General features: G+C 53.1%; 17 protein-coding genes and 1 pseudogene. 10 read left to right on the top strand and 8 right to left on the bottom strand.

Features of this window, described 5'->3' with window-relative positions; genetic code table 11:
- Positions 1-230 precede the first annotated feature (230 nt).
- From HPC37_RS10070 to HPC37_RS10095, 6 genes are all read left to right on the top strand, one after another.
- Positions 231-1,058, top strand: coding sequence for a DUF5718 family protein (locus tag HPC37_RS10070; RefSeq protein ID WP_208122989.1), 828 nt, complete (start codon positions 231-233; stop codon positions 1,056-1,058).
- A 2-nt stretch (positions 1,059-1,060) separates the two neighbouring features.
- Positions 1,061-1,627 (top strand): sugar O-acetyltransferase, encoded by a 567-nt coding sequence (locus HPC37_RS11110; protein WP_208122990.1) that lies wholly within the window; start codon positions 1,061-1,063, stop codon positions 1,625-1,627.
- Between the two features lie 76 nt (positions 1,628-1,703).
- Positions 1,704-3,206, top strand: a complete 1,503-nt coding sequence (locus HPC37_RS10080) for a helicase HerA-like C-terminal domain-containing protein (RefSeq protein WP_208122991.1) — start codon at positions 1,704-1,706, stop codon at positions 3,204-3,206.
- A gap of 66 nt (positions 3,207-3,272) precedes the next feature.
- The gene (gene rlmD, locus HPC37_RS10085) at positions 3,273-4,595 is read left to right on the top strand and encodes a 23S rRNA (uracil(1939)-C(5))-methyltransferase RlmD (protein WP_208122992.1); all 1,323 of its coding nucleotides are present in this window, start codon (positions 3,273-3,275) and stop codon (positions 4,593-4,595) included.
- 13 nt (positions 4,596-4,608) lie between these two features.
- Positions 4,609-6,834, top strand: a complete 2,226-nt coding sequence (gene relA, locus HPC37_RS10090; protein WP_208122993.1) for a GTP diphosphokinase — start codon at positions 4,609-4,611, stop codon at positions 6,832-6,834.
- 7 nt (positions 6,835-6,841) lie between these two features.
- Positions 6,842-7,204 carry a diacylglycerol kinase gene (locus HPC37_RS10095; RefSeq protein WP_208122994.1) on the top strand — a complete coding sequence of 121 codons (363 nt, stop codon included), beginning with the start codon at positions 6,842-6,844 and terminating at the stop codon, positions 7,202-7,204.
- A gap of 62 nt (positions 7,205-7,266) precedes the next feature.
- On the opposite strand, the gene HPC37_RS10100 is transcribed toward HPC37_RS10095, so the two are convergent.
- From HPC37_RS10100 to efp, 3 genes are all read right to left on the bottom strand, one after another.
- Positions 7,267-7,863 carry an outer membrane protein gene (locus HPC37_RS10100; protein WP_208122995.1) on the bottom strand — a complete coding sequence of 199 codons (597 nt, stop codon included), beginning with the start codon at positions 7,861-7,863 and terminating at the stop codon, positions 7,267-7,269.
- Positions 7,864-7,936: 73 nt separating this feature from the next.
- Positions 7,937-10,507, bottom strand: a complete 2,571-nt coding sequence (gene clpB / locus HPC37_RS10105; protein WP_208122996.1) for an ATP-dependent chaperone ClpB — start codon at positions 10,505-10,507, stop codon at positions 7,937-7,939.
- Between the two features lie 166 nt (positions 10,508-10,673).
- Entirely contained in the window at positions 10,674-11,240 is a 567-nt protein-coding gene (gene efp, locus HPC37_RS10110) for an elongation factor P (RefSeq protein WP_208122997.1), read from the bottom strand.
- Positions 11,241-11,322: 82 nt separating this feature from the next.
- Here efp and epmB point away from each other — a divergent pair, with 82 nt between their 5' ends.
- The 3 genes from epmB (at position 11,323) to HPC37_RS10125 (ending at position 14,017) form a co-directional block, all read left to right on the top strand.
- The gene (gene epmB / locus HPC37_RS10115; RefSeq protein WP_208122998.1) at positions 11,323-12,342 is read left to right on the top strand and encodes an EF-P beta-lysylation protein EpmB; all 1,020 of its coding nucleotides are present in this window, start codon (positions 11,323-11,325) and stop codon (positions 12,340-12,342) included.
- Between the two features lie 75 nt (positions 12,343-12,417).
- Positions 12,418-13,590, top strand: a complete 1,173-nt coding sequence (locus tag HPC37_RS11200; protein ID WP_208122999.1) for a LysM-like peptidoglycan-binding domain-containing protein — start codon at positions 12,418-12,420, stop codon at positions 13,588-13,590.
- Between the two features lie 49 nt (positions 13,591-13,639).
- A complete protein-coding gene (locus HPC37_RS10125) occupies positions 13,640-14,017 on the top strand; it encodes an MliC family protein (protein WP_208123000.1) in 378 nt (125 codons plus the stop codon).
- A 55-nt stretch (positions 14,018-14,072) separates the two neighbouring features.
- Here HPC37_RS10125 and HPC37_RS10130 read toward each other — a convergent pair whose 3' ends face one another.
- The 5 genes and pseudogenes from HPC37_RS10130 to tpiA all read right to left on the bottom strand — a co-directional run bounded on the left by HPC37_RS10130 (position 14,073) and on the right by tpiA (position 19,823).
- Entirely contained in the window at positions 14,073-15,392 is a 1,320-nt protein-coding gene (locus tag HPC37_RS10130) for a TrkH family potassium uptake protein (protein WP_208123001.1), read from the bottom strand.
- Positions 15,392-16,036, bottom strand: coding sequence for a potassium channel family protein (locus HPC37_RS10135; protein WP_208123002.1), 645 nt, complete (start codon positions 16,034-16,036; stop codon positions 15,392-15,394). Before HPC37_RS10135 ends, HPC37_RS10130 begins: the two co-directional genes overlap by 1 nt.
- An 89-nt stretch (positions 16,037-16,125) precedes the next feature.
- Positions 16,126-17,727 carry a bifunctional phosphoribosylaminoimidazolecarboxamide formyltransferase/IMP cyclohydrolase gene (purH, locus tag HPC37_RS10140; protein WP_208123003.1) on the bottom strand — a complete coding sequence of 534 codons (1,602 nt, stop codon included), beginning with the start codon at positions 17,725-17,727 and terminating at the stop codon, positions 16,126-16,128.
- Positions 17,728-17,865: 138 nt separating this feature from the next.
- Positions 17,866-18,892: pseudogene (locus HPC37_RS10145) on the bottom strand (ABC transporter substrate-binding protein).
- 163 nt (positions 18,893-19,055) lie between these two features.
- The gene (tpiA, locus tag HPC37_RS10150; RefSeq protein ID WP_208123004.1) at positions 19,056-19,823 is read right to left on the bottom strand and encodes a triose-phosphate isomerase; all 768 of its coding nucleotides are present in this window, start codon (positions 19,821-19,823) and stop codon (positions 19,056-19,058) included.
- A gap of 186 nt (positions 19,824-20,009) precedes the next feature.
- On the opposite strand from tpiA, the gene HPC37_RS10155 reads away from it, so the two are divergent.
- Complete coding sequence (locus tag HPC37_RS10155) at positions 20,010-20,444, top strand: GNAT family N-acetyltransferase (protein WP_208123005.1); 435 nt, start codon at positions 20,010-20,012, stop codon at positions 20,442-20,444.
- Positions 20,445-20,935 lie beyond the last annotated feature (491 nt).

Consider the following 20,935-nt stretch of genomic DNA (forward strand, 5'->3'; position numbering starts at 1 on the left):
TTTACTTCTTCACGATAGCGTGTCGTTGTGGAGGCGTATTATAGGCAAAATATTTATCCTTGCAAGCGTTTTTTGATCATTTTTTTAAATCTTATCTCAATTGCGTTAAATTTCACCAACCCCGCCCAAAACCGCACTTTCTATTTGCGCTTGCTCACAATTTTGTAACATTGCGCCCCCTCACTCTCACTTTGTTGTTATACTTTTTCTTTTCTATATCAGGAGGAAGTATGTCGTTAAATGAAATTATTGGCTTTGGTGTAGCGGGGAATTTTGCCGGCCACCTCGAACAAGCGGGCGAAGCGGCCGATTTCAAGCATGTGCAAGTGCAAAGTGCGGTTCAGCCGAAGGCGATTTTCCCATTTTATGTGCCTAATTTTGCCACGGGCTTTTTGTCAATTTACCCGCTCTCGCCTGATACGATTGCCTTTCCTGATGATGCCGATAATTTGCAAATTGAGCCCGAGGTGGCGCTGTTGTGCGATATTCGCTACGACGAAAATCACGCTGTGACCGCACTTTTACCGCGCGCTTTTGCCGCCTTTAATGACTGCTCGATCCGCCGGCCGAATGCGCACAAAATTGCCGATAAGAAAAACTGGGGTGCGAACAGCAAGGGGCTTTCTTCCCAGTGGATTGCCATTGACGGCCTTGACGTGGGCGGCAAGCTTGATGACTATCGCATTGCCTGCTTCCACCTGCGCGACGGCCAGCTAAACACTTATGGCGTCGACAGCCCCGTGGTGGGTTATAGCTATTTTCACCAGCAGCTGCTTGATTGGATTGTTGATCGCATGAATCATCAGCAAGACGTTGGCCCCACTCACCACATTGCGCCACTGCTTGAAACCGCAGGTTACCCACAGCAAGCGGTGATTAGCATTGGGGCAACACGCTATACCGCCTTTGGCGAAACGCACTTTTTGCAACTGGGTGATGTGAGCATGGTGGTGGTGTATAACGGCCAGAAAATGACCTTTGACGACATCCACGCGATGGCGCAAAAGCAGCAATTTAGCGGTGATTTAAGTGCCTTGGTGCAAACGGTTAGGGCATAGCGATGAAAACGCAGCGAGAGAAAATGCGCTCAGGTGAGCCTTATCTGGCCGACGATCCTGAGTTGATCGCCCTGCGCCAACATTGCAAAGTGCGGTTGCAGCAGTTTAATCAAGCGCTTGCACGCACTCACGCTTGGCAAACCGCACTTTGTGCGTTAATTCCCAATGCCGAGGCGCAGCAGCTGTATATTGAGCCGCCCTTTTTTTGTGATTATGGCGAGAATATCGTGGTAGGGCGGCGCATTTTTGTGAATGCTAACTGCACCTTTTTAGATGTCGCTCGGATTTATATTGGCGATAATGTGCTCATCGGCCCAAATGTGCAACTGTATACCGCCACGCATCCGCTCGATGTGCGCTCACGTGTGATGGAAGGCGTGGAGAGCGGGCAAGAAATTCATATCGGGCATAACGTGTGGCTCGGAGGCGGTGTGATTGTCTGCCCTGGTGTAACCATTGGCGACAATGCGGTGGTGGGCGCAGGCAGTGTGGTGAGTAAAAATGTGCCTGCGAATGCGCTCGTGGCGGGCAATCCTGCTCGCATCATTAAAATGATAGACAATCCGTAAAGCGCACGCTGGATGATTAACATTTGTGATAAAATTCGGTATAGTGAACACAGTTTTTTAACCTTAGGACATCATTATGGCACGCTATCCTTTAGCCCAAACCAAAGCGGGCGACACGCTCTCCCTCACCGCCAAAATGGCCAACCGCCACGGCTTGATTGCCGGCGCAACCGGCACCGGCAAAACCATCAGCTTGCGCACGCTGGCCGAAGCATTTAGCGACGACGGTGTGCCGGTGTTTTTGGTGGATGTGAAAGGCGATATTTCAGGCCTGACCAAGCCTGGTGAGCTCAGCGGCAAAGTGGGCGAGCGGGTTGAGCAGTTCAACCTCGGCGGCAATGATTATTTCAAGGGCTACCCGGTGTCATTTTGGGATGTGTTTGGCCAAACGGGCATCCCGCTGCGCACCACCATTTCAGAAATGGGGCCGATGCTGCTGGCGCGCTTGATGAACCTCAACGCCACTCAAGAGGGCTTGCTCAATTTGGTTTTCCGAGTGGCCGATGACAAAGGCTTGCTGCTGATTGACATCAAAGACTTGCGTGCCATGCTCACCCACGTGGCGGAAAACGCCAGCACCTACCGTTTGGAATACGGCAATGTGTCCGCCGCCAGTGTGGGGGCGATTCAACGCGCGCTGTTGACGCTCGAAAACGAAGGCGCGACCGCACTTTTTGGTGAGCCTGCGCTGAACTTGGACGATTGGCTGCAAACCCGTGACGGGCGCGGGGTGATCAACATCCTCAACGCGCAAACGTTGATCAACTCCAAGCAGATGTACAGCGCCTTTTTATTGTGGTTGATGGCGGAATTGTTTGAAAACTTGCCTGAAGTCGGCGACCCTGACAAGCCAACTTTTGTGATGTTTTTTGACGAGGCGCATCTATTATTTGACGGCGCGCCAACCGCACTGATCAATAAAGTGGAGCAAGTAGTGCGCCTGATCCGCTCAAAAGGGGTGGGCGTTTATTTTGTGACACAAAACCCGCTGGATTTGCCTGACACCGTGCTTGGCCAGCTGGGCAACCGCATTCAACACGCACTGCGCGCCTTCACGCCGCGCGATCAAAAAGCGGTGAAATCGGCGGCGGAAACCTTCCGCAGCAACCCGAATGTCAATGTGGTGGAGGCCATCACCACCCTCGGCGTGGGGGAGGCCTTGGTGTCGTTTTTGGATGAAAAAGGCATGCCAGCACCGGTGGAAATCGCCTACATTTACCCGCCGCGCAGCCAACTTAAGCCGATTAGCGACGCCGAGCGTGACCAATGGGTGCATGATGATGACCTCTATAACGTCTATCGCGATGCGGTAGACAACGAATCGGCCTTTGAGGTACTCAATGCGCAAAAAGACCTTGCCGCGGTGGCTGCCAAACAAGCTGAGCAAGCCCAGCAGCAACAAGAAGACGGCATCATGGGCACACTCAACCGCATGATTTTTGGCAAGAAAAAACGCGGCGAAGAGCTCACCGCCACCGAGCAAATTGTCTCCAGCGTGAGCAAAAGCGTGGGGCGCAACATCCGCAACCAAATTACTCGCCAAATTGTGCGCGGCATTTTGGGCGCGTTTAAAAAGTAATCCACCACGAAGCCATGAAAAGCAGCGTTGAGCTGCTTTTTTGTGTTGATTGCAACGAGAGAATCTATGGCGCTTTTTTATTCTGACAAAGCACACACGCCGCGCACTGCCACGCTGGAACTGGCGATCACCGCCCTTGACGGCCACGGCCTGGGCGTGGGGCACGCGCGGGGGAAAACCTGGTTTGTGGAAAACGCCCTGCCAGGTGAGCGCGTGCGTGCGCACATCAGCCAAGAAAAGCGCCGCTTTGGCCATGCGCGCGCGGTGAAAATCGCCCAGCCGAGCCATGAGCGCATACCACCAAAGTGCGGTTTTTATCACCGCTGTGGCGGCTGCCAACTCCAACATATGCCTGAAAGCCTGCAGCGCAAAGTCAAGCAAACCGCACTTTTTGACCGCCTGCAAGCGTTGCAAAGCGCGCCGATTGCCACCCACGGCATCGCGCACAGCAAGGCGTGGCAATACCGCCGCCGCGCGCATTTGAGCCTTAACTTTGAGCGCAAAACCAACACGCTTGCCATGGGCTTTCGCGCCAAAGGGTCAAACCAGATTGTGCCAATTGACCACTGCGAGGTGCTCACGCCTGCCCTCAATGCGCTGCTCGCGCCGCTGCAAACCCTGTTTGCCAGCTGGCAGCACAAAGCCCGCCTTGGCCATATTGAGCTGACCGATGCCACCAACGGTGTGGCGCTGCTGTTGCGCCATGTTGGCGAGGTGGGCGAAAAAGACAAAGTGCGGTTGCTCACCTTTGCCCAGCGCCATCACTTGATGCTGTTTGTCAGTGAGCATGAAAATACCATTGCGCAGTGGTGCGGCGAGGCGCCGTTTTATCAGCTGGCCAATGGCCAAAAACTCTATTTTGCTATTCGTGATTTTATCCAAGTCAACGCCGAGATGAACCAGGTGCTGATCGACACCGCACTTGAGTGGTTGGAATTAGACGATAAAGACCACCTGTTGGATCTCTTCTGCGGCATTGGTAATTTCACCTTGCCGCTGGCGCAACATTGCCAAAGTGCGGTCGGGATTGAGGGCGTGCAGGCGATGGTGGAGCGCGCAACATTCAACGCAACGGCCAATAATTGTGGTAATATAGCATTTTATCAAACGGATTTAGCCCAAGATTTCACCGCGCAACCTTGGGCCAAGCAGGCGTTTACTAAAGTGCTGTTAGACCCACCGCGCGCAGGCGCCGCCTTTGTGATACCGCACTTGTGCCGCTTGCAGCCGCAAGAAATTGTGTATGTGTCCTGCCATGGCGCCACCTTGGTGCGCGACAGCCAACAGCTGATTGACGCGGGCTTTGAGCTCACGCGCTGCATGGCTGTGGATATGTTCCCGCAAACAGGGCATGTTGAGGCCATTGCGCACTTTCGCCAACGGGCATGATCAAGGAGGTAATATGGTCGCCATTCGTGCATCGCATTTAAGTAGTGACAGTGAGTTTGATTTCACACTATGGGCGAATGCCTTGCCTATCTCGAGTGCTACGCGCGAGAAGCTCACGCAGGCGTGGGCATACAGCCTGCCGCTGCTGCACGAGCATGAGCCCACCGAGCGGCAATACCTGCTCTATTGCGCCACCGAGATGGTGGAGGTGCTCACTAGCCTCAACATGGACCAAGACAGCCTGATCACCGCGATGATCTATCCGCTGGCGAAGCGGCGCATTGTCAATTACGACGAGATTAAAGAGCATTTTGGGCTGGATATCCGCAAGCTCGCCAAAGGCGTGGTCGACATGGACAGCATCCGCGCGCTGGACACCAAACAAAGCAGCTCCAACGTGCAGGTGGATAACGTGCGGCGCATGCTGCTGGCAATGGTGGATGACTTCCGCTGTGTGGTGATCAAGCTCGCTGAGCGCATCGCCTTTTTGCGTGAGGAGAACAATTTTATCTCCGAAGCTGAAAAAGTGCTGGCGGCGAAAGAGTGCCATACGATTTATGCGCCACTGGCTAACCGCCTGGGTATCGGGCAGCTAAAATGGGAGCTGGAGGACTACTGCTTCCGCTACCTCGACCCCGAGCACTACCACGCCATTGCCAAAATGCTGGGGGAAAAACGCCGCGATCGCGTTGCCTATATCCAGCATTTCACGCAGCAATTAACCCAATTTTTGGCGCAGGAAAATCTCGGCAATGCGGATGTTTACGGCCGGCCGAAGCATATTTATAGCATTTGGAAGAAAATGCAGAAGAAAAATTTGCGTTTTGAGCAGCTCTATGACATCCGCGCCGTGCGCATTATTGTTCAGCGCCTTGATGAATGCTACAAAGCGCTCGGCATTGTACACAGCCACTTCAACCACATTGCCAGCGAGTTTGACGACTACATCGCCAACCCGAAACCGAACGGCTATCAATCGATTCACACCGTGGTGCTCGGCGAGGGTGACAAAGCCATTGAGGTGCAAATCCGCACCCAGCAAATGCACGCCGATGCCGAGCTTGGCGTGGCGGCGCACTGGAAATACAAAGAAAGCGAAAGCGCAGGGCGCGGTGGCTATGAGCAAAAAATTGCGTGGCTGCGCCAAGTGCTCGCGTGGCAGAAAGATTTAAGCCGCAGCGGCAGCGTGCTGGAGGAAACCCGCAGCAAAATTTTTGACGACCGCATTTATGTCTTCACGCCGCAAGGCGACATCGTCGATTTGCCGACCGGCTCCACCCCGCTTGATTTTGCCTACACCATCCACAGTGAAGTGGGCCACCGCTGCATTGGCGCTAAAGTTGGCGATCGCATTGTGCCGTTCACTTACACCTTGCAAATGGGCGATAAAGTCGAAATCATCACCCAGAAAAACCCTAACCCAAGCCGCGATTGGCTCAACCCAAACAACGGCTTTGTCACTAACCCACGCGTGCGCTCGAAAATTCAAGCGTGGTTCAAACGCCAAGACCGTGAGAAAAATATCCCGATCGGCAAAGAGCTGCTGGAGGCCGAAATCGCCAAGCTCGGGCTGAGCCTCAAGCAGGTGGAAACCTACGCCCTGCCGCGGCACAACCTCAAGCACATTGATGACCTTTACGCTGGCCTTGGCAATGGCGACATCCGCTTAAATCAGCTGATGAACTTTTTGCAAGCCAAGCTGCTGCGCCCGTCGGCCGAACAGGTGGACGAGCACATTTTGCGCCAAGTGGAGAACAAACCCGCCGCGCCAAGCAACAACGCTGGCCGCGGGCAGGTGGTGATTGAGGGCGTGGGCAATTTGATGCACCACATCGCGCGCTGCTGCCAGCCGATCCCAGGCGATCAAATTTTAGGCTACATCACCCAAGGGCGCGGCATTTCAATTCACCGCGCCGATTGCGAGCAAATCCGCAACCTGCAAGAGGCCAGCCCAGAGCGGGTGGTGGAAGCGGTGTGGGGTGAGAGCTTCAACACCAAATTCAACCTGGTGGTGCGTGTGGTGGCCAACGACCGCACGGGGCTGTTGCGTGATATCACCACCGTGTTGGCGAATGAAAAAGTCAGTGTGATTCGCGTTTCCAGCAAGAGCGATTTGAAAAAAATGACCGCCACCATGGATTTGGAAATTGAGCTGATGAATGTCGAGCTGCTCGGCCGGCTGCTCAGCTCGCTGCTGCGCATTGACGATGTGATTGAAGCCAAACGTTTATCAAATTAGGACACTCATGAGCAACTACAAACACAAGGGCCTCGCCCACTTGATCAAAGCCACGCAATATTCTTGGCAGGGCCTGCGCTATGCCGCGCGCCATGAAACGGCCTTTCGCCACGAGCTGCTGGCGGCGGTGATATTAATCCCGCTGGCATTTTGGATTGCACAAAGTGCGGTCGAGCTGGTGTTGTTGATTGGCTCCGTGCTGCTGGTGATGCTGGTGGAAATGCTCAACAGTGCAGTCGAGTGCGCCATTGACCGCATCGGGCTGGAGCGCCATGAGCTCTCAGGCCGCGGCAAAGATTACGGCTCGGCGGCGGTGTTTATCGCGATGGTGATCACCGTGGTGACGTGGCTTGCGATTTTGATCGATTAAAAGTGCGGTCAAAAAAAATGCCAAACCGCACTTTGGGTTTGGCATTATGCTATTGATCTCAATTAAAATGAGTAGCCCACACCTAAGCGCCAGCCGTTGAAGTTATCATAACCTTTGAAATTTCTTGGGTCATCGATTGAAGCGTTGGTGCCTTCATACCCCACGTTCACGGAGAAATTCTTCGCGACGTCAAATTTCACACCCACAGCATAAGCCAGTGCGGTGGTGTCTTTGCTCTCTGAACCATGGCCGCGAGCAATATAATTACCGCTTTCGTGGTTTAACCATGTCCAGTCAACATCCGCTTTCACGTGTGCCAAACCTAATTGCGCATAGGCGCTGAACACAGGGTTAAAGCGGTAAGTTGGGCCAGCTAACAGAGAGTAGTATTTTACGTTACCAGATACTTGATGTTTATCAGGTGGATCAATTGTTAACGTTTGATCCGTTGTGCCTTTCATATAGCTGAACGTGCCCAACACGCCCCATTGGGTGTTGTCCCACTCATGCTGATAGCCAATGGCGAAACCGTTAAGATCGCTGGCGTTTTTCACATTCGCGTGCGCCCAATCTAAAGACACTGTGCGGGTATCCGCCAACACCGCACCGCTGGCCAATGCGCCTGCAAGGGCCACACATAAGATTGATTTTTTCAACATAGAACACTCCTTTGTTAGTTGTTCGCCTTGATAATACAAAAAACCGCACTTTTATGCAAAGTGCGGTTTTCATTTATTGCGCGGTGATTACACGGTCATCTTCAATGCTCACCGTAATTGGCTTGCCGGGGAGCAATTCTCCAGAGAGAATTTTTTGCGCTAGCGCATTTTCAATGTCGTGCTGGATTGCGCGTTTGAGCGGGCGCGCACCAAAGAGCGGGTCGTAGCCCACTTTGGCGATGAACTCCAAGGCTGACTCGGCAAAATGCAGCACGTAGCCATGGGATTCCATGCGTTTGCTCAAGCGATCCAACTGAATTTGCGCAATCGCTTTGATGTTCTCTTTATCCAATGGATGGAACACCACGGTTTCATCAATCCGGTTGATGAACTCTGGGCGGAAATGGTGCCCTACCACGTTCATCACCAGCGCTTTGATGCCGTCATAATCCAACTCTTTGTTTTCTTGGATTAAATCCGAGCCTAAGTTGGAGGTCATGATCACCACTGTGTTGCGGAAATCCACCGTGCGGCCTTGGCCGTCGGTAAGGCGGCCATCGTCGAGCACTTGCAGCAAGATGTTGAACACATCGCTGTGAGCCTTTTCCACCTCGTCAAGCAAAATGACGGAATACGGCCGACGGCGCACCGCTTCGGTTAAATAGCCGCCCTCTTCGTAGCCAACATAGCCTGGAGGCGCACCCACTAAGCGTGACACGCTGTGTTTTTCCATAAACTCCGACATATCAATGCGGATCATCGCCTCTTCGCTGTCGAACATAAATTGCGCCAGCGTTTTGCACAGCTCGGTTTTACCCACCCCCGTTGGCCCTAAGAACAGGAATGAACCAATTGGGCGGTTCGGGTCAGATAATCCCGCGCGCGAGCGACGAATGGCGTTGGCCACGGCGTCCACCGCTTCACTTTGGCCGATCACACGTTTGTGCAAGGCTTGCTCCATGCGCAGCAATTTTTCTTTCTCGCCTTCCATCATGCGTGAAACTGGGATGCCGGTGGCGCGAGAGAGCACTTCGGCAATCTCCTCGTCGGTGACACGATAGCGCAACAAGGTCATCTCTTTGCCCTCTTGGCTTTCGGCCGCTTGCAACTGTTTTTCCAGCTCTGGGATCACGCCATATTGCAACTCCGACATTTTTTCATAGTCACTCGCCCGGCGCGCTTGTTCCATTTTGATTCGCGCGTTATCCAGCTCCGCTTTGATGTGCTGGGTGCCAGACAAGGCGGCTTTTTCGCTCTTCCACACCTCTTCAAGCTCAGAGTATTCGCGCTCTTTGTCGCTCAGCTCTTTTTCCAACATATCCAAGCGTTTGCGGCTGGCATCGTCGTCTTCTTTTTGCAGCGCTTGTTGCTCGAGTTTGAGCTGGATAATGCGCCGCTCTAAGCGGTCAAGCGGTTGCGGTTTGGAGTCAATTTCCATCCGAATGCTCGAGGCCGCCTCGTCGATCAAGTCAATCGCTTTATCCGGCAATTGGCGGTCTGAAATATAACGGTGCGAAAGCGTCGCCGCCGCCACGATCGCAGGGTCAGTTATCTGCACGTGGTGGTGAATTTCATAGCGCTCTTTCAGCCCACGCAAAATGGCAATGGTATCTTCCACGCTTGGTTCGTCCACCAACACTTTTTGGAAACGGCGCTCAAGGGCGGCGTCTTTTTCAATGTATTGGCGGTATTCATCCAAGGTGGTGGCACCCACGCAGTGCAACTCACCGCGCGCCAGTGATGGCTTGAGCAAGTTGCCCGCATCCATCGCGCCGTCGGTTTTGCCCGCGCCGACCATGGTGTGAATTTCATCAATAAAGAGGATAATACGCCCCTCTTCTTTGCTGATTTCATTGAGCACCGCTTTCAAGCGCTCTTCAAATTCACCGCGGTATTTTGCCCCCGCAATCAACGCGCCCATGTCAAGGGACAACACGCGTTTGTGGCGCAAGCCTTCAGGCACTTCGCCATTGACGATGCGCTGGGCCAAGCCTTCAACAATCGCGGTTTTACCCACCCCTGGCTCACCAATCAGCACAGGGTTATTTTTGGTGCGCCGTTGCAGCACTTGAATGGTGCGGCGGATCTCTTCATCACGCCCAATTACGGGGTCCAGCTTGCCTTTTTCGGCACGCTCAGTTAAATCAATGGTGTATTTTTTCAACGCTTGGCGAGTTTCTTCCGCGCCTTGGTCGTTAACGCTTTCACCGCCACGCATTTGCATGATCGCAGCCTCCACTTTGTCGGCTTTCAGCCCCATGTTGCGCAAAATGCTGCCCAGCGCGCCTTTGTCTTCCAATGCCGCGAGCACAAACAGCTCAGAGGAGATAAAGGTGTCGTTGCGTTTTTGCGCCAGTTGGTCACAGCGGTTAAGCAACCGCACCAATTGTGGCGACACCTGCACATCGCCGCCGTTGCCTGACACTTGCGGCAAGCGGGCAATTTCACGCTGCAATTGCGCTTTCAGCTCGCTGGTGTTGATGCCACAGCTGGTTAATAGTGGCTGCACCGAGCCGCCTTGTTGATCTAAAAGTGCGGTCATCAAATGCAGAGGTTCAATGTATTGCTGCTCACCACCGAGCGCTAACGATTGCGCCTCGGCGATGGCTTGTTGAAATTTGGTGGTTAATTTTTCGATATTCATAAGCTCTCCTAAATTCTTGACATACTGTCGTTCACGTAGCTTATATGGCGCCGCGCTAGCAAATTTCAAGGTGCATTGCAAGTTTTTTATTGCATTCGACCGCACTTTGTGTTTTTCAGGCACAAAAAAACCGCACTTTCAACGTGCGGTTGTGATTCAGGTGCGCTTATTTCACGCGGGAGACGTACTCGCCAGAGCGGGTGTCGACTTTGATCACCTCGCCGATTTGAACGAACAGTGGCACTTTCACCACCGCGCCAGTGCTGAGTGTGGCCGGTTTGCCGCCGGTGCCAGCGGTGTCGCCTTTCAGGCCTGGGTCGGTGTCAACCACTTCCAGCTCGACAAAGTTTGGTGGCGTCACGCTGATTGGCGCGCCGTTCCACAAGGTGACGATGCAGTCGGCTTGGTCTAAAAGCCATTTGTCGTTGTCGCCCACCGCTTTGGCGTCGGCCGCCAATTGCTCGAAGGTATCGTTGTTCATGAAATGCCAGAACTCTTCGTCTTTGTACAAAAACGTCAAGTTGGTGTCCACCACGTCGGCGGCTTCCACGGTGGAGCCTGATTTAAAGTTGACATCCAATACTTTGCCAGAAATCAATTTGCGGATACGGGTGCGGGTGAACGCTTGCCCTTTGCCCGGTTTGACAAATTCATTTTCAATGATGACGCACGGTTCGCCATCTTGCATAAATTTAAGGCCAGGTTTGAAATCACTGGTAGAATATGTAGCCATTGTGTCCTCGTTACTATGAAAAAATGTGATCTTAGATTAAGATTGCAAAATACTATCATAAAGTGTCTATCATAACCCAAAAATGCAAAATAGCGAAGAATTAAGCTGGCAACAGAGCCTAAAGCAGGCAATTAAATCGCCCGAGGCGTTGTTGACCGCACTTGAGATCCCACACATAGGCTTTGAACGCGCCATTGCAGCGCGCAAGCTCTTCCCGCTGCTGGCACCACTGCCGTTTGTAGCGCGGATGGAAAAGGGCAACCCGCACGACCCGCTCTTTTTGCAAGTGATGAGCGGCGCGGGCGAGTTTGAACACGTTGAGGGCTTTGTCACCGACCCGCTGGAAGAGCACGACGCGGTGCGCCCAGGGCTGTTGCATAAATACCACAACCGCGTGCTGATGATGGTCAAAGGCGGCTGCGCGGTCAATTGCCGCTATTGTTTTCGCCGCCACTTTCCTTATCAAGACCACCAAGGCACCAAAGCGGTGTGGCAAGGCGCGCTGGACTACATTGCCGAGCACGGTGAAATCAATGAAGTGATTTTCTCCGGCGGCGACCCGCTGATGGCCAACGATGCCCAGCTGGATTTTTTGATCACCGCTCTCGAGGCGATTGCCCACGTCAACACGCTGCGCATTCACACCCGCCTGCCAGTGGTGATCCCCCAGCGCGTTACGACCGCACTTTGCGATCGCCTGCACCGCTCGCGCCTGCACTGCGTGCTGGTCACGCACATCAATCACCCCAATGAAATGGATGACGCCCTGCGCACCGCACTTTTACGGCTCAAGCAGGCTGATGTGGTGCTGCTCAACCAATCAGTGCTACTCAAAGGCGTCAACGACAACGCCGCGGTGCTGCGTGCGCTGAGTGTGGCACTGTTTGACGCGGGCGTGCTGCCCTATTACTTACACTTGCTTGACAAAGTGGCCGGCGCGGCGCATTTTTATGTTGACGATGCCACCGCACTTTCACTTTATCAGCAGTTGCAGGCCAGCACCTCGGGCTATTTGGTGCCACGGTTGGCGCGCGAGATTGCCCATCAGCCGAATAAAACCCTGATCACGCCCGCCAATTCACAAGAATGCGCAATAAAATGACATTTCCCCCTGTTTTTCTTCGCCTGAGTTGTTAGAATAGAGGGAATTCTTAACAGTCAACTTTTGAGGTGTTGCGTGAACGACAAACCAACTAATCCAACAGACAACAGCGTGAGCGCTGACAACCCAGTGCAACCGAATGCCGATTTCAAAGCCGAGCGAATCATTCCGAAAAAACCGGTGGAAGAAAAGGGCTCGCTGTTTAACAAATTCCGTCACAAAAGCGACGACAAACCGCACCAAGAGCCAACCTTAGGCCAAGGCGACACCGCCCAGCCAGAGCTCAATCTCGAGCCTATTGAGCCTGTGGTCAAGCCTGTGGTCAACGCTGACGCGCCAGAAAGCACTGCCCCCGCGCAAGAAACCCCAAGTGCGGTTGTGCCGCCTGTGGCACCCAAAGCCAGCTGGAAAAAGCCTGAAACCTGGGGCATTTTAAGCCGCCTGCCGGCCAAACATCGCCGCTTGGTGGTGGCCTTGTTGATTTTGATTGTGCTATTGCTGCTGGTGTTATGGCTCAAACCAAGCAACAACACCACCGTTGAAGCGCTGCAAAACCAAAACAGCAACGCGCTGCCAATTGAGTTCCAACCACTCAATCAATCTGAAGAGCAGCAAACCAACCAAGCGGCTGAAGGCGACAACAGTGCGGTTGCGAACAACACCACGGAAAGTGCGGTTGACAACACCGCTGCCAGCGCGCCACAAGCCGAGCCAAGCGCGCCGGAGGCTGCGCCACAAGCGAACGTTGAGCCGAATGTGAACGACACCGCGCAAAACGCGCCGCCAGCAGTTGTGCCGCCGAAAGTGGTCAGCAAGCCTGCGCAACCGGCTGAGCGCAAAGTGGTGACCCCAGCGCCAAAAGCGCAAGCCAGCAAACCAGCACCAAAACCGGCCAAACCGCAGCCACAGGTGAGCAAACACACCCAGCCTGCGCAAAAAGCTGCGCCAGTGGTCAGCGCCAAACCTGCCAACAAAGCCAGCAGCTCTGCAGCATCAGGCCCTGTGCGCACGTTGGAAATTCCAAAAGGCGTAACCTTGATGCAGGTGTTCCGCAACAACAATTTGAACATCTCTGATGTCAACGCCATGACCAAAGCCAACGGCGCCAACGGTGCGCTCAGCCGCTTCAAGCCAGGCGATAAAGTGCGCGTGCAGCTCAACAGCCAAGGCCGTGTCAGCCGCCTGACATTGGAAAACGGCAGTAGCTTCACCCGCAATAGCGATGGCAGCTACTCGTTCAAAAAATAACACCCTCGCCCATTGAACCACCTCAATGGGCTTTTTATTGGAGGATTGCATGAAAGCGCTTGTTTACTTGCCCCTCGCCTTGTTGTGCGGCTGCACTACTCTCACGGCAACCGCGCCAACGCCAGCGGACAACCCCGCCAGTGCAGCGCCGGTGCGCGTGAAAAAAGACCGCACTTTTCACTACCAATGCACCCAAGGCAAGCTCAAACTCACGGTGCTCGACAACCTAGCCGCGCAACAACGCAGCAAAAATCCGTCCATTAACATCACCTTTCGCAAAGTCAGCCAGCGCCTGCTGCCAAGCATTGCCGAGCGCGGCAAGCGGTACACCAATACGCAATGGACGTGGTCTGACAATGGCCAAAGCGCCACTCTCAGCGACAGCCTAGGCCGCCCCTTGGCGGAAAACTGCCAACGGGTGAAATAATCTAAGCGAAGCGTGGAATAAAAAAGGCAACCGAGGTTGCCTTTTGTTTTTGTGCTTAACCAATATGAATCGTGGCGGCGGGGTAGCGCACTTTGCTGCGCACCGGCAGCGCGATGACATAAGCAATGGTCAGCGGCCCCAAACGACCCACAAACATCATCACCATGATCACCATTTGCCCCAGCGGCGAGAGATCCCCTGTCAGCCCGCGCGAAACCCCCACGGTGCCCAGAGCGGAGACCACTTCAAACACCACATCCAAAAACGGGTGTTTGTGCTCGATCATCAGCAAAATCACCAAGCTGAAGAGAATCAACATCAAGCTGATGCAAAACAGCGCAATCGCCCGCTGAATTTGCTCGGCGCTGATGGTGTAACGCATGATGGTGACCGAGTCTTTGCGTTTGATGTATGACACGGTGGCCACCAGCAGCACCACCAAGGTGCCGATTTTGATGCCACTGGCGGTGGACAGCGAGCCGCCGCCGATAAACATCAAAAACATCATCACCATGGTGCTGGCATCAGTCATTTGGCTGATGTCAATTGAGTTAAAGCCCGCGGTGCGCGGGGTGACTGCTTGGAACCACGAAGCCAGCACCTGCTCTTGCAAGCCCGCGTTGGCCAGCGTGTTCGGGTTTTGTGTTTCCATAAAAAAGAAAAACACAAAAGCGCCTACATTGAGCGCAAAGGTGGCGATCAAAATCAAGCGGGTGTTGAGGTTGAATTTGCTCCAGCGGCGGTTTTTGGTGATGTCGATCAATACCGTAAAACCCAAGCCGCCGAGGATAATCAACGCCGTGATAGTGACATTCACGGTGATGTCATCGACAAACGGCATAATGCTGTCTGGGCTTAGGGCAAAGCCCGCGTTATTAAAGGCTGAGATGGCGTAAAACACCGCTTCATACAGCGCGCGCTGCCAGCCGAGATCGCCCATCCAGCGCAAGGTGAGCACCACCACCGCCGCCAGCTCAAACATCAAGGCGAATAAAATAACCAGCCGCGCGGTGCTGCCGATTAAGTGCATCGGCACAATCCCCAGTGCCTCGTGCGCCACTTGCTGGCTGCCGGAGCTGATGCGAATGCCGATACTCATCATCGCGGCAATCGCCAAGGTCATAAAGCCTAAGCCACCGGTTTGAATCAGCACCATAATCACGCTTTGGCCAAACACAGTGTAATTGGCCGTATCCGCCACCGCAAGGCCGGTGACCGTGACCGCCGAGGTGGCGGTGAAAAACGCGCTTAGCCACGGCAACTCGCCGTTATAGGCAAACGGCAGCTTTAACAAGCACGCGCCGATAAAAATAAAGCTCAAAAAGCCCAGCACCAGCAGGCGCAATGGTTGCGTGGAGGACTGGTAAACTTTCATCAGGCTTTAAACTCTTGTGACAAATTGCGCAGGCTTTCAAGCTCCCCCATCACCAGCAGGCGGTCGTCTTCCATAAAGTGGAAGTCATGGCTTAAATCGTGAATCAACTGGCCGTCTCGCATCACGCCAACAAATTTGTCATTCGGGTATTTGTGCTGCAATTTGGCCAAGCTGTGCTCGGTTGAGGCCACCACGATTTTGATCAAAAAGTAATTGTCGCCCAGCGGCATATATTGGCTCACCATCGGGTAGTTCATCGCTTGCGCAATGCGCACGCCCATGTCTTGCTCTGGCTCAATCACTTTGACAATGCCAAGGCCTTTGAGCACGGTGGCGTGGGCTTGGTTTTTGGCCTTCACCCAAATGTTTTTCACATTCAAACTTTGCAGGTTCAGCACGGTCAACAAGCTGGCCTCAATGTCAGAGCCAATCGCCACCAGCACCGCTTCATATTCGGCAATGTTGAGCTCTTCGAGCGCTGATTTGTCGGTGGAATCGGCAATCACGGCGTAGTGCAACTGCTCGCCGATTTTTTCAATCAATTTTTCATCGTGATCGATGGCGGTCACGGTGTTATCAAGCGCTTGAAGCTCCAGCGCGGCCGTTAGGCCAAATTTTCCTAATCCAATAACAGCAAACTGCATAGATATCATCCTTTTTTATCGTTGTTTATGAAATCTGTCGTTATGTCGCCAAAAGGCAAAGTGCGGTGCGCTGACCGCACTTTTAAATCTTAATGGCGGAAGTGGCGCATTTTGGTCAGCACCATCGCCATATTGTGCTCATCGGCCGCGTCAATCACCTCTTGGTCGCGCATCGAGCCACCTGGATGAATCACACAGCTCACGCCCGCTTTGGCGGCCGCGTCAATGCCGTCGCGGAACGGGAAGAAGGCATCGGACGCCATCACAGTGCCTTTCACCTCCAAGCCCTCGTCAGCGGCTTTGATGCCCGCAATTTTGGCGGAATAAACGCGGCTCATTTGGCCGGCACCAATGCCGATGGTTTGATTATTTTTGGCATACACAATGGCGTTGGATTTGACGTATTTCGCCACCTTCCAGCAAAAGAGCAAATCCTTGAGCTCCGCCTCGCTAGGTTGGCGTTTGCTCACCACTTCCAAATCCTCGAGCCCCACCATGCCTAAATCAGCCTCTTGCACCAGCAGCCCGCCATTAACACGTTTGAAATCCAGCCGTGGCTGGCGCGCTTGCCACTGCCCGCACGCGAGCACGCGCACGTTTTTCTTCGCTTTCAGCACCGCTTGCGCCGCCTCGCTCACCTTAGGTGCGATAATCACCTCCACAAATTGGCGATCGATAATCGCCTGCGCGGTTTTGTCATCCAAAGTGCGGTTAAACGCAATAATGCCGCCAAAGGCCGAGGTTGGATCGGTTTGGTAGGCGCGATCATAGGCCTGCAAAATGTCTTCACCGAGCGCCACGCCGCATGGGTTGGCGTGTTTGACAATCACGCAGGCAGGCTCACTGAATTCTTTCACACACTCCAGCGCCGCATCGGTGTCGGCAATATTGTTGTAAGAAAGCGCCTTGCCTTGCAGCTGCACCGCGGTGGCCACGCTCGCCTCTTTAGGTTGCAATTCTTGATAAAACGCGGCGTTTTGGTGGCTGTTTTCGCCATAGCGCATGGTTTGCTTGCGCACAAAATTGAGATTCAGCGTACGCGGGAACTGACCGCACTTAGCGTTTTTTTCATCCTCATCGGCGCCCAAATACGGCGCCACCAGCCGGCCAAAATAGTTGGCAATCATCGCGTCATATTGCGCGGTGTGCTCAAAGGCTTTGATCGCCAAATCAAAACGGGTGTCTAACGTGAGGCTGTTTTGGTTGGCATCAAGCTCGTCAATAATGCGGTCAAAATCGCGATTATCCACCACAATGGCAACATCTTTGTGATTTTTCGCCGCTGATCGCACCATGGTCGGCCCGCCGATGTCGATATTTTCCACCGCATCTTCCAGCGTGCAATCCGGCTTAGCGACTGTTTGCGCGAACGGGTAGAGGTTCACCACCACCATATCGATCGGCGCAATCTCGTGCTCATTCATTACTGCATCATCCACCCCGCGACGGCCTAAAATCCCGCCGTGAATTTTCGGGTGGAGGGTTTTCACCCGGCCCGACATCATCTCTGGGAAGCCCGTGTAGTCCGACACCTCCACCACAGGCAAGCCTTGCTCGAGCAATAATTTGGCGGTGCCACCGGTGGAGAGGAGTTTAACGCCGCGTTGGTGCAGTGCGGTTGCAAATTCAACAATGCCTTGTTTGTCGGAAACCGACAACAAAGCCTGACGGATAGGGCGATTGGCGTGCATAACAGGTCCTTGGCTAATAGTTGGATAAATTTCGCGCTATATTATAGAGTAAAACGCTGTTTTTATGTAGTGCTTTTCGCCGATGGGTTTGCGCCCGTGAGGGAAACCGCACTTTAGGGCAAAGTGCGGTTGGGGAGGTTATTTGCCAAGTTTCACTTCGTCTGTCCAGCGTTTGATGAGGTGCTTGCTCACCGCAGGATCGCCGTATTTTTCAAAGTCAAATTCGATCAAATTGAGTTTGTCTAATTGCAACGCCGTTGGCGCTTGTTGCGCGGTGCGGTTGGTGATGATTTGGTTAAACTCACCTTCTTTCCACATCAGCTCTTGGCTCTCTTTAGACAGCGCCCAGTCCACAAACAACTTCGCGTTGTCGAGGTTGCGTGCGCCTTTGAGGATGCTCACCGCGCCCAAGGTGTAGCCGGTGCCCTCACACGGGATGATCAAATCCACTGGCGCGCCTTTTTCTTTTCTTGGGTGTAGCCATGCAAAAAGCCCACGCCCAGCGCGCTGTCGCCGCGGCCGACGTTGCGCGCAGCAATTGGGCCGGATTTGTTATATTGCCCGATGTTGCCGTTGAGCTTTTTCAAAAAGTCGAACGCTTTGTCCTCGCCCATGATTTGCACAAACGTGGCCAGCAAAGAGTACGCCGTGCCCGAGCTTTGTGGGTCAGGCATTTGGATTTCGTCTTTGTATTCGCTATGTTGCAAGTCTGTCCAACATTGTGGTGCTTTGGCGTTGATGCGCGCTAGGCGCTCGTTGTTCACGCCAAAGCCGAGCACCAGCATATAAATCGGTGACAGGTAATGCGCTTTCATTTTTTCAGTGCGGATAAAGCGCGGGTCAATCTCGGCTAAATTTGGCGAGGCATAAGGCTGGGTTAAGCCGGTGTTGGCTGCAAGCAAGTGCGGTTCAAGCGTGCCGCCATACCACACATCCGCCTGCGGATTGTTTTTTCGGCCTCAATTTTGGCCAGCGCGCTGCCAGTGCTATAACGCGCGATGGAAATTTTGACATCGTATTTATTGCCAAACGCCTTCGCCTCGCTTTCGCACATGGCGTTGGTGGCGCTGCAATAAACCACCAAGCGGCCTTGCGCGCTTGCCGTGTTGGAATAAGCCAAAAGCCCAAGAGAAAGCGCCCCAAGCGCTGTGACGAGTTTTTTCATGATATTACCTGCAGTGGATGTTGTGTTTATAAGAATTAATTTCGCCGAAAAATTATACCGCTATGGCGGGATTACACAAGTACAAAAACCGCACTTTTGATGCAAAAAAAAGTGCGATTTGTCAGCCAAACCGCACTTTATGAAAATCAACTTAAACTCGTTTTTAGTTTTTCGCTTTTGCCGCTGCTTTCACAATCACCGCAAAGGCGGGCGCTTTTAATGACGCGCCGCCTACCAACGCGCCGTTGATATCCGGCTGGGTGAACAATTCTGCCGCGTTGCTGTCGTTAACGGAGCCGCCGTATTGCAAAATCACTTGCTCAGCCACGGCTTTGTCTTGTTTCGCGATGTGGCCACGGATGAACGCGTGCACCGCTTGCGCTTGCGCTGGGGTGGCGGATTTGCCAGTGCCGATCGCCCAAATTGGCTCATAGGCAATCACTGCGCCGTTGAAGGCTTCAGCGCCCAAGGTGTTGAGCACCGCGTCAATTTGGCGTGCGCACACCGCTTCGGTTTCGCCTGCTTCGTTTTGTGCTTCAGTTTCACCAATGCACAGCACTGGTACCAAGCCTGCGGCTTTCAGGGCGGCGAATTTTTTGGCGATGAATTCATCACTTTCGTTGTGATAAGTACGGCGCTCAGAGTGGCCGATGATGATGTATTTCGCGCCAAAATCTTTGAGCATATCGGTTGAAATATCACCCGTATAGGCACCAGAGACATTCACATCCACATTTTGCGCGCCAAGGGCAATTTGGCTGCCTTGCAGCGCGGCTTCAGCTTCAGCTAAATACATCACAGGCGGGGCGATGGCCACATCACAGCCTTCAACGCCGGCGAGTTCTTTTTTCAAACCGTCGACTAAATCGCGAGTCATTGCTTTGCTGCCATTTAATTTCCAGTTTCCCATTACTAATGGACGACGTGCCATAGTTAAACTCCTTAGTTATGTTTAAAATTTGACGCGAAATACTATAGCAAACTTCGCCGAAAAAAGCTGTGTTGTGGGCAATTTTTTTGATCTTGATGAGCTTTTTGGCCATTTTGGCAGGCAAAGTGGTGATTATTTGCGATAAACAGGCTACAATTTACCCACCTGTCACCAACGAGATGGATTATGCGTATTTTTAAAGCTGAAGTGTGGAATTTAGATTTGCTATTGCCGCTATTTGAGCAGTACCGTAGCCATCTCGGCAGCCCCGCCAATCCTGATCGCGCGCGGGCGTTTTTAACCAATCGTATTCGTTTTAGTGAGAGTATTATTTTTATTGCCCTTGATGCGCAAGAGCGGGCGATTGGTTTTGCGCAGCTTTATCCGCACTGGTCGTCGCTGCAGTTGAGTCGCTATTGGCAGTTGAGTGATATTTTTGTTCACTCCGGTGAGGATCAGCAAATGGTGATGAGGTTGTTGTTGGGTAAGTGTCGGGAGTTTGTGCGCTTTACGCAAAGCCAGCGTTTGGTGCTTGATGCGATGTCAACGCAGCAGGCCTTTTGGGAGGCGTTGGGCTTTAAGTTAGACGGCACGCGCCAGCGCTTTGAGCTGAGAGTGTAACCGCACTTTTATTTTTCACCGCTGTGCGCGGCGCTCGGCGTGCGGTTATCACTCCGTTATCGCTATCTTTTTTCTTTCCCTTGATTTCTTTCATGACTCCGTCACCGCTATCCTTTCCGCCTGCGGCGGGCGATCTTTTCTCTCTCAGCACTCCGTCACCAACATCGTTTTTCGCTGTTAGCGACTTCCTTTCTTTGCTTGTCCAAAGAAAGGAAGCAAAGAAACGACATTTTGCCCCTGTCCATAAGATATTCGCTTAGCGCCAAATTGCTACGGCTCGATCGGGATCAAACCCTCCCTCCCCTAGCACTTTAGGCACACGCTCAGCATCTTATTCTGGGGGCGGATCGTATAATCGAGATTTTAATTTTGAAAACATAAAGTGCGGTTAAACGTGATTTAAAAGTGCGGTTTTGCGATCGACGCGATCACTTTGTTTTTTAACCCTCGTGAAATGATATGGTGTTTTTGGGCCCCCATAGAGCCGCTAG

Origin of the sequence: Spirabiliibacterium mucosae (genome assembly GCF_014884965.1) — a bacterium.
GTDB lineage: Bacteria > Pseudomonadota > Gammaproteobacteria > Enterobacterales > Pasteurellaceae > Spirabiliibacterium > Spirabiliibacterium mucosae.

What these genes read in the sequence shown, in the direction of transcription:
- HPC37_RS10070 (WP_208122989.1), top strand. Translation starts at nt 231, where the DNA reads ATGTCGTTAAATGAAATTATTGGCTTTGGTGTAGCGGGGAATTTTGCC.
- HPC37_RS11110 (WP_208122990.1), top strand. Translation starts at nt 1,061, where the DNA reads ATGAAAACGCAGCGAGAGAAAATGCGCTCAGGTGAGCCTTATCTGGCC.
- HPC37_RS10080 (WP_208122991.1), top strand. Translation starts at nt 1,704, where the DNA reads ATGGCACGCTATCCTTTAGCCCAAACCAAAGCGGGCGACACGCTCTCC.
- rlmD (WP_208122992.1), top strand. Translation starts at nt 3,273, where the DNA reads ATGGCGCTTTTTTATTCTGACAAAGCACACACGCCGCGCACTGCCACG.
- relA (WP_208122993.1), top strand. Translation starts at nt 4,609, where the DNA reads ATGGTCGCCATTCGTGCATCGCATTTAAGTAGTGACAGTGAGTTTGAT.
- HPC37_RS10095 (WP_208122994.1), top strand. Translation starts at nt 6,842, where the DNA reads ATGAGCAACTACAAACACAAGGGCCTCGCCCACTTGATCAAAGCCACG.
- HPC37_RS10100 (WP_208122995.1), bottom strand. Translation starts at nt 7,863, where the DNA reads ATGTTGAAAAAATCAATCTTATGTGTGGCCCTTGCAGGCGCATTGGCC.
- clpB (WP_208122996.1), bottom strand. Translation starts at nt 10,507, where the DNA reads ATGAATATCGAAAAATTAACCACCAAATTTCAACAAGCCATCGCCGAG.
- efp (WP_208122997.1), bottom strand. Translation starts at nt 11,240, where the DNA reads ATGGCTACATATTCTACCAGTGATTTCAAACCTGGCCTTAAATTTATG.
- epmB (WP_208122998.1), top strand. Translation starts at nt 11,323, where the DNA reads ATGCAAAATAGCGAAGAATTAAGCTGGCAACAGAGCCTAAAGCAGGCA.
- HPC37_RS10125 (WP_208123000.1), top strand. Translation starts at nt 13,640, where the DNA reads ATGAAAGCGCTTGTTTACTTGCCCCTCGCCTTGTTGTGCGGCTGCACT.
- HPC37_RS10130 (WP_208123001.1), bottom strand. Translation starts at nt 15,392, where the DNA reads ATGAAAGTTTACCAGTCCTCCACGCAACCATTGCGCCTGCTGGTGCTG.
- HPC37_RS10135 (WP_208123002.1), bottom strand. Translation starts at nt 16,036, where the DNA reads ATGCAGTTTGCTGTTATTGGATTAGGAAAATTTGGCCTAACGGCCGCG.
- purH (WP_208123003.1), bottom strand. Translation starts at nt 17,727, where the DNA reads ATGCACGCCAATCGCCCTATCCGTCAGGCTTTGTTGTCGGTTTCCGAC.
- tpiA (WP_208123004.1), bottom strand. Translation starts at nt 19,823, where the DNA reads ATGGCACGTCGTCCATTAGTAATGGGAAACTGGAAATTAAATGGCAGC.
- HPC37_RS10155 (WP_208123005.1), top strand. Translation starts at nt 20,010, where the DNA reads ATGCGTATTTTTAAAGCTGAAGTGTGGAATTTAGATTTGCTATTGCCG.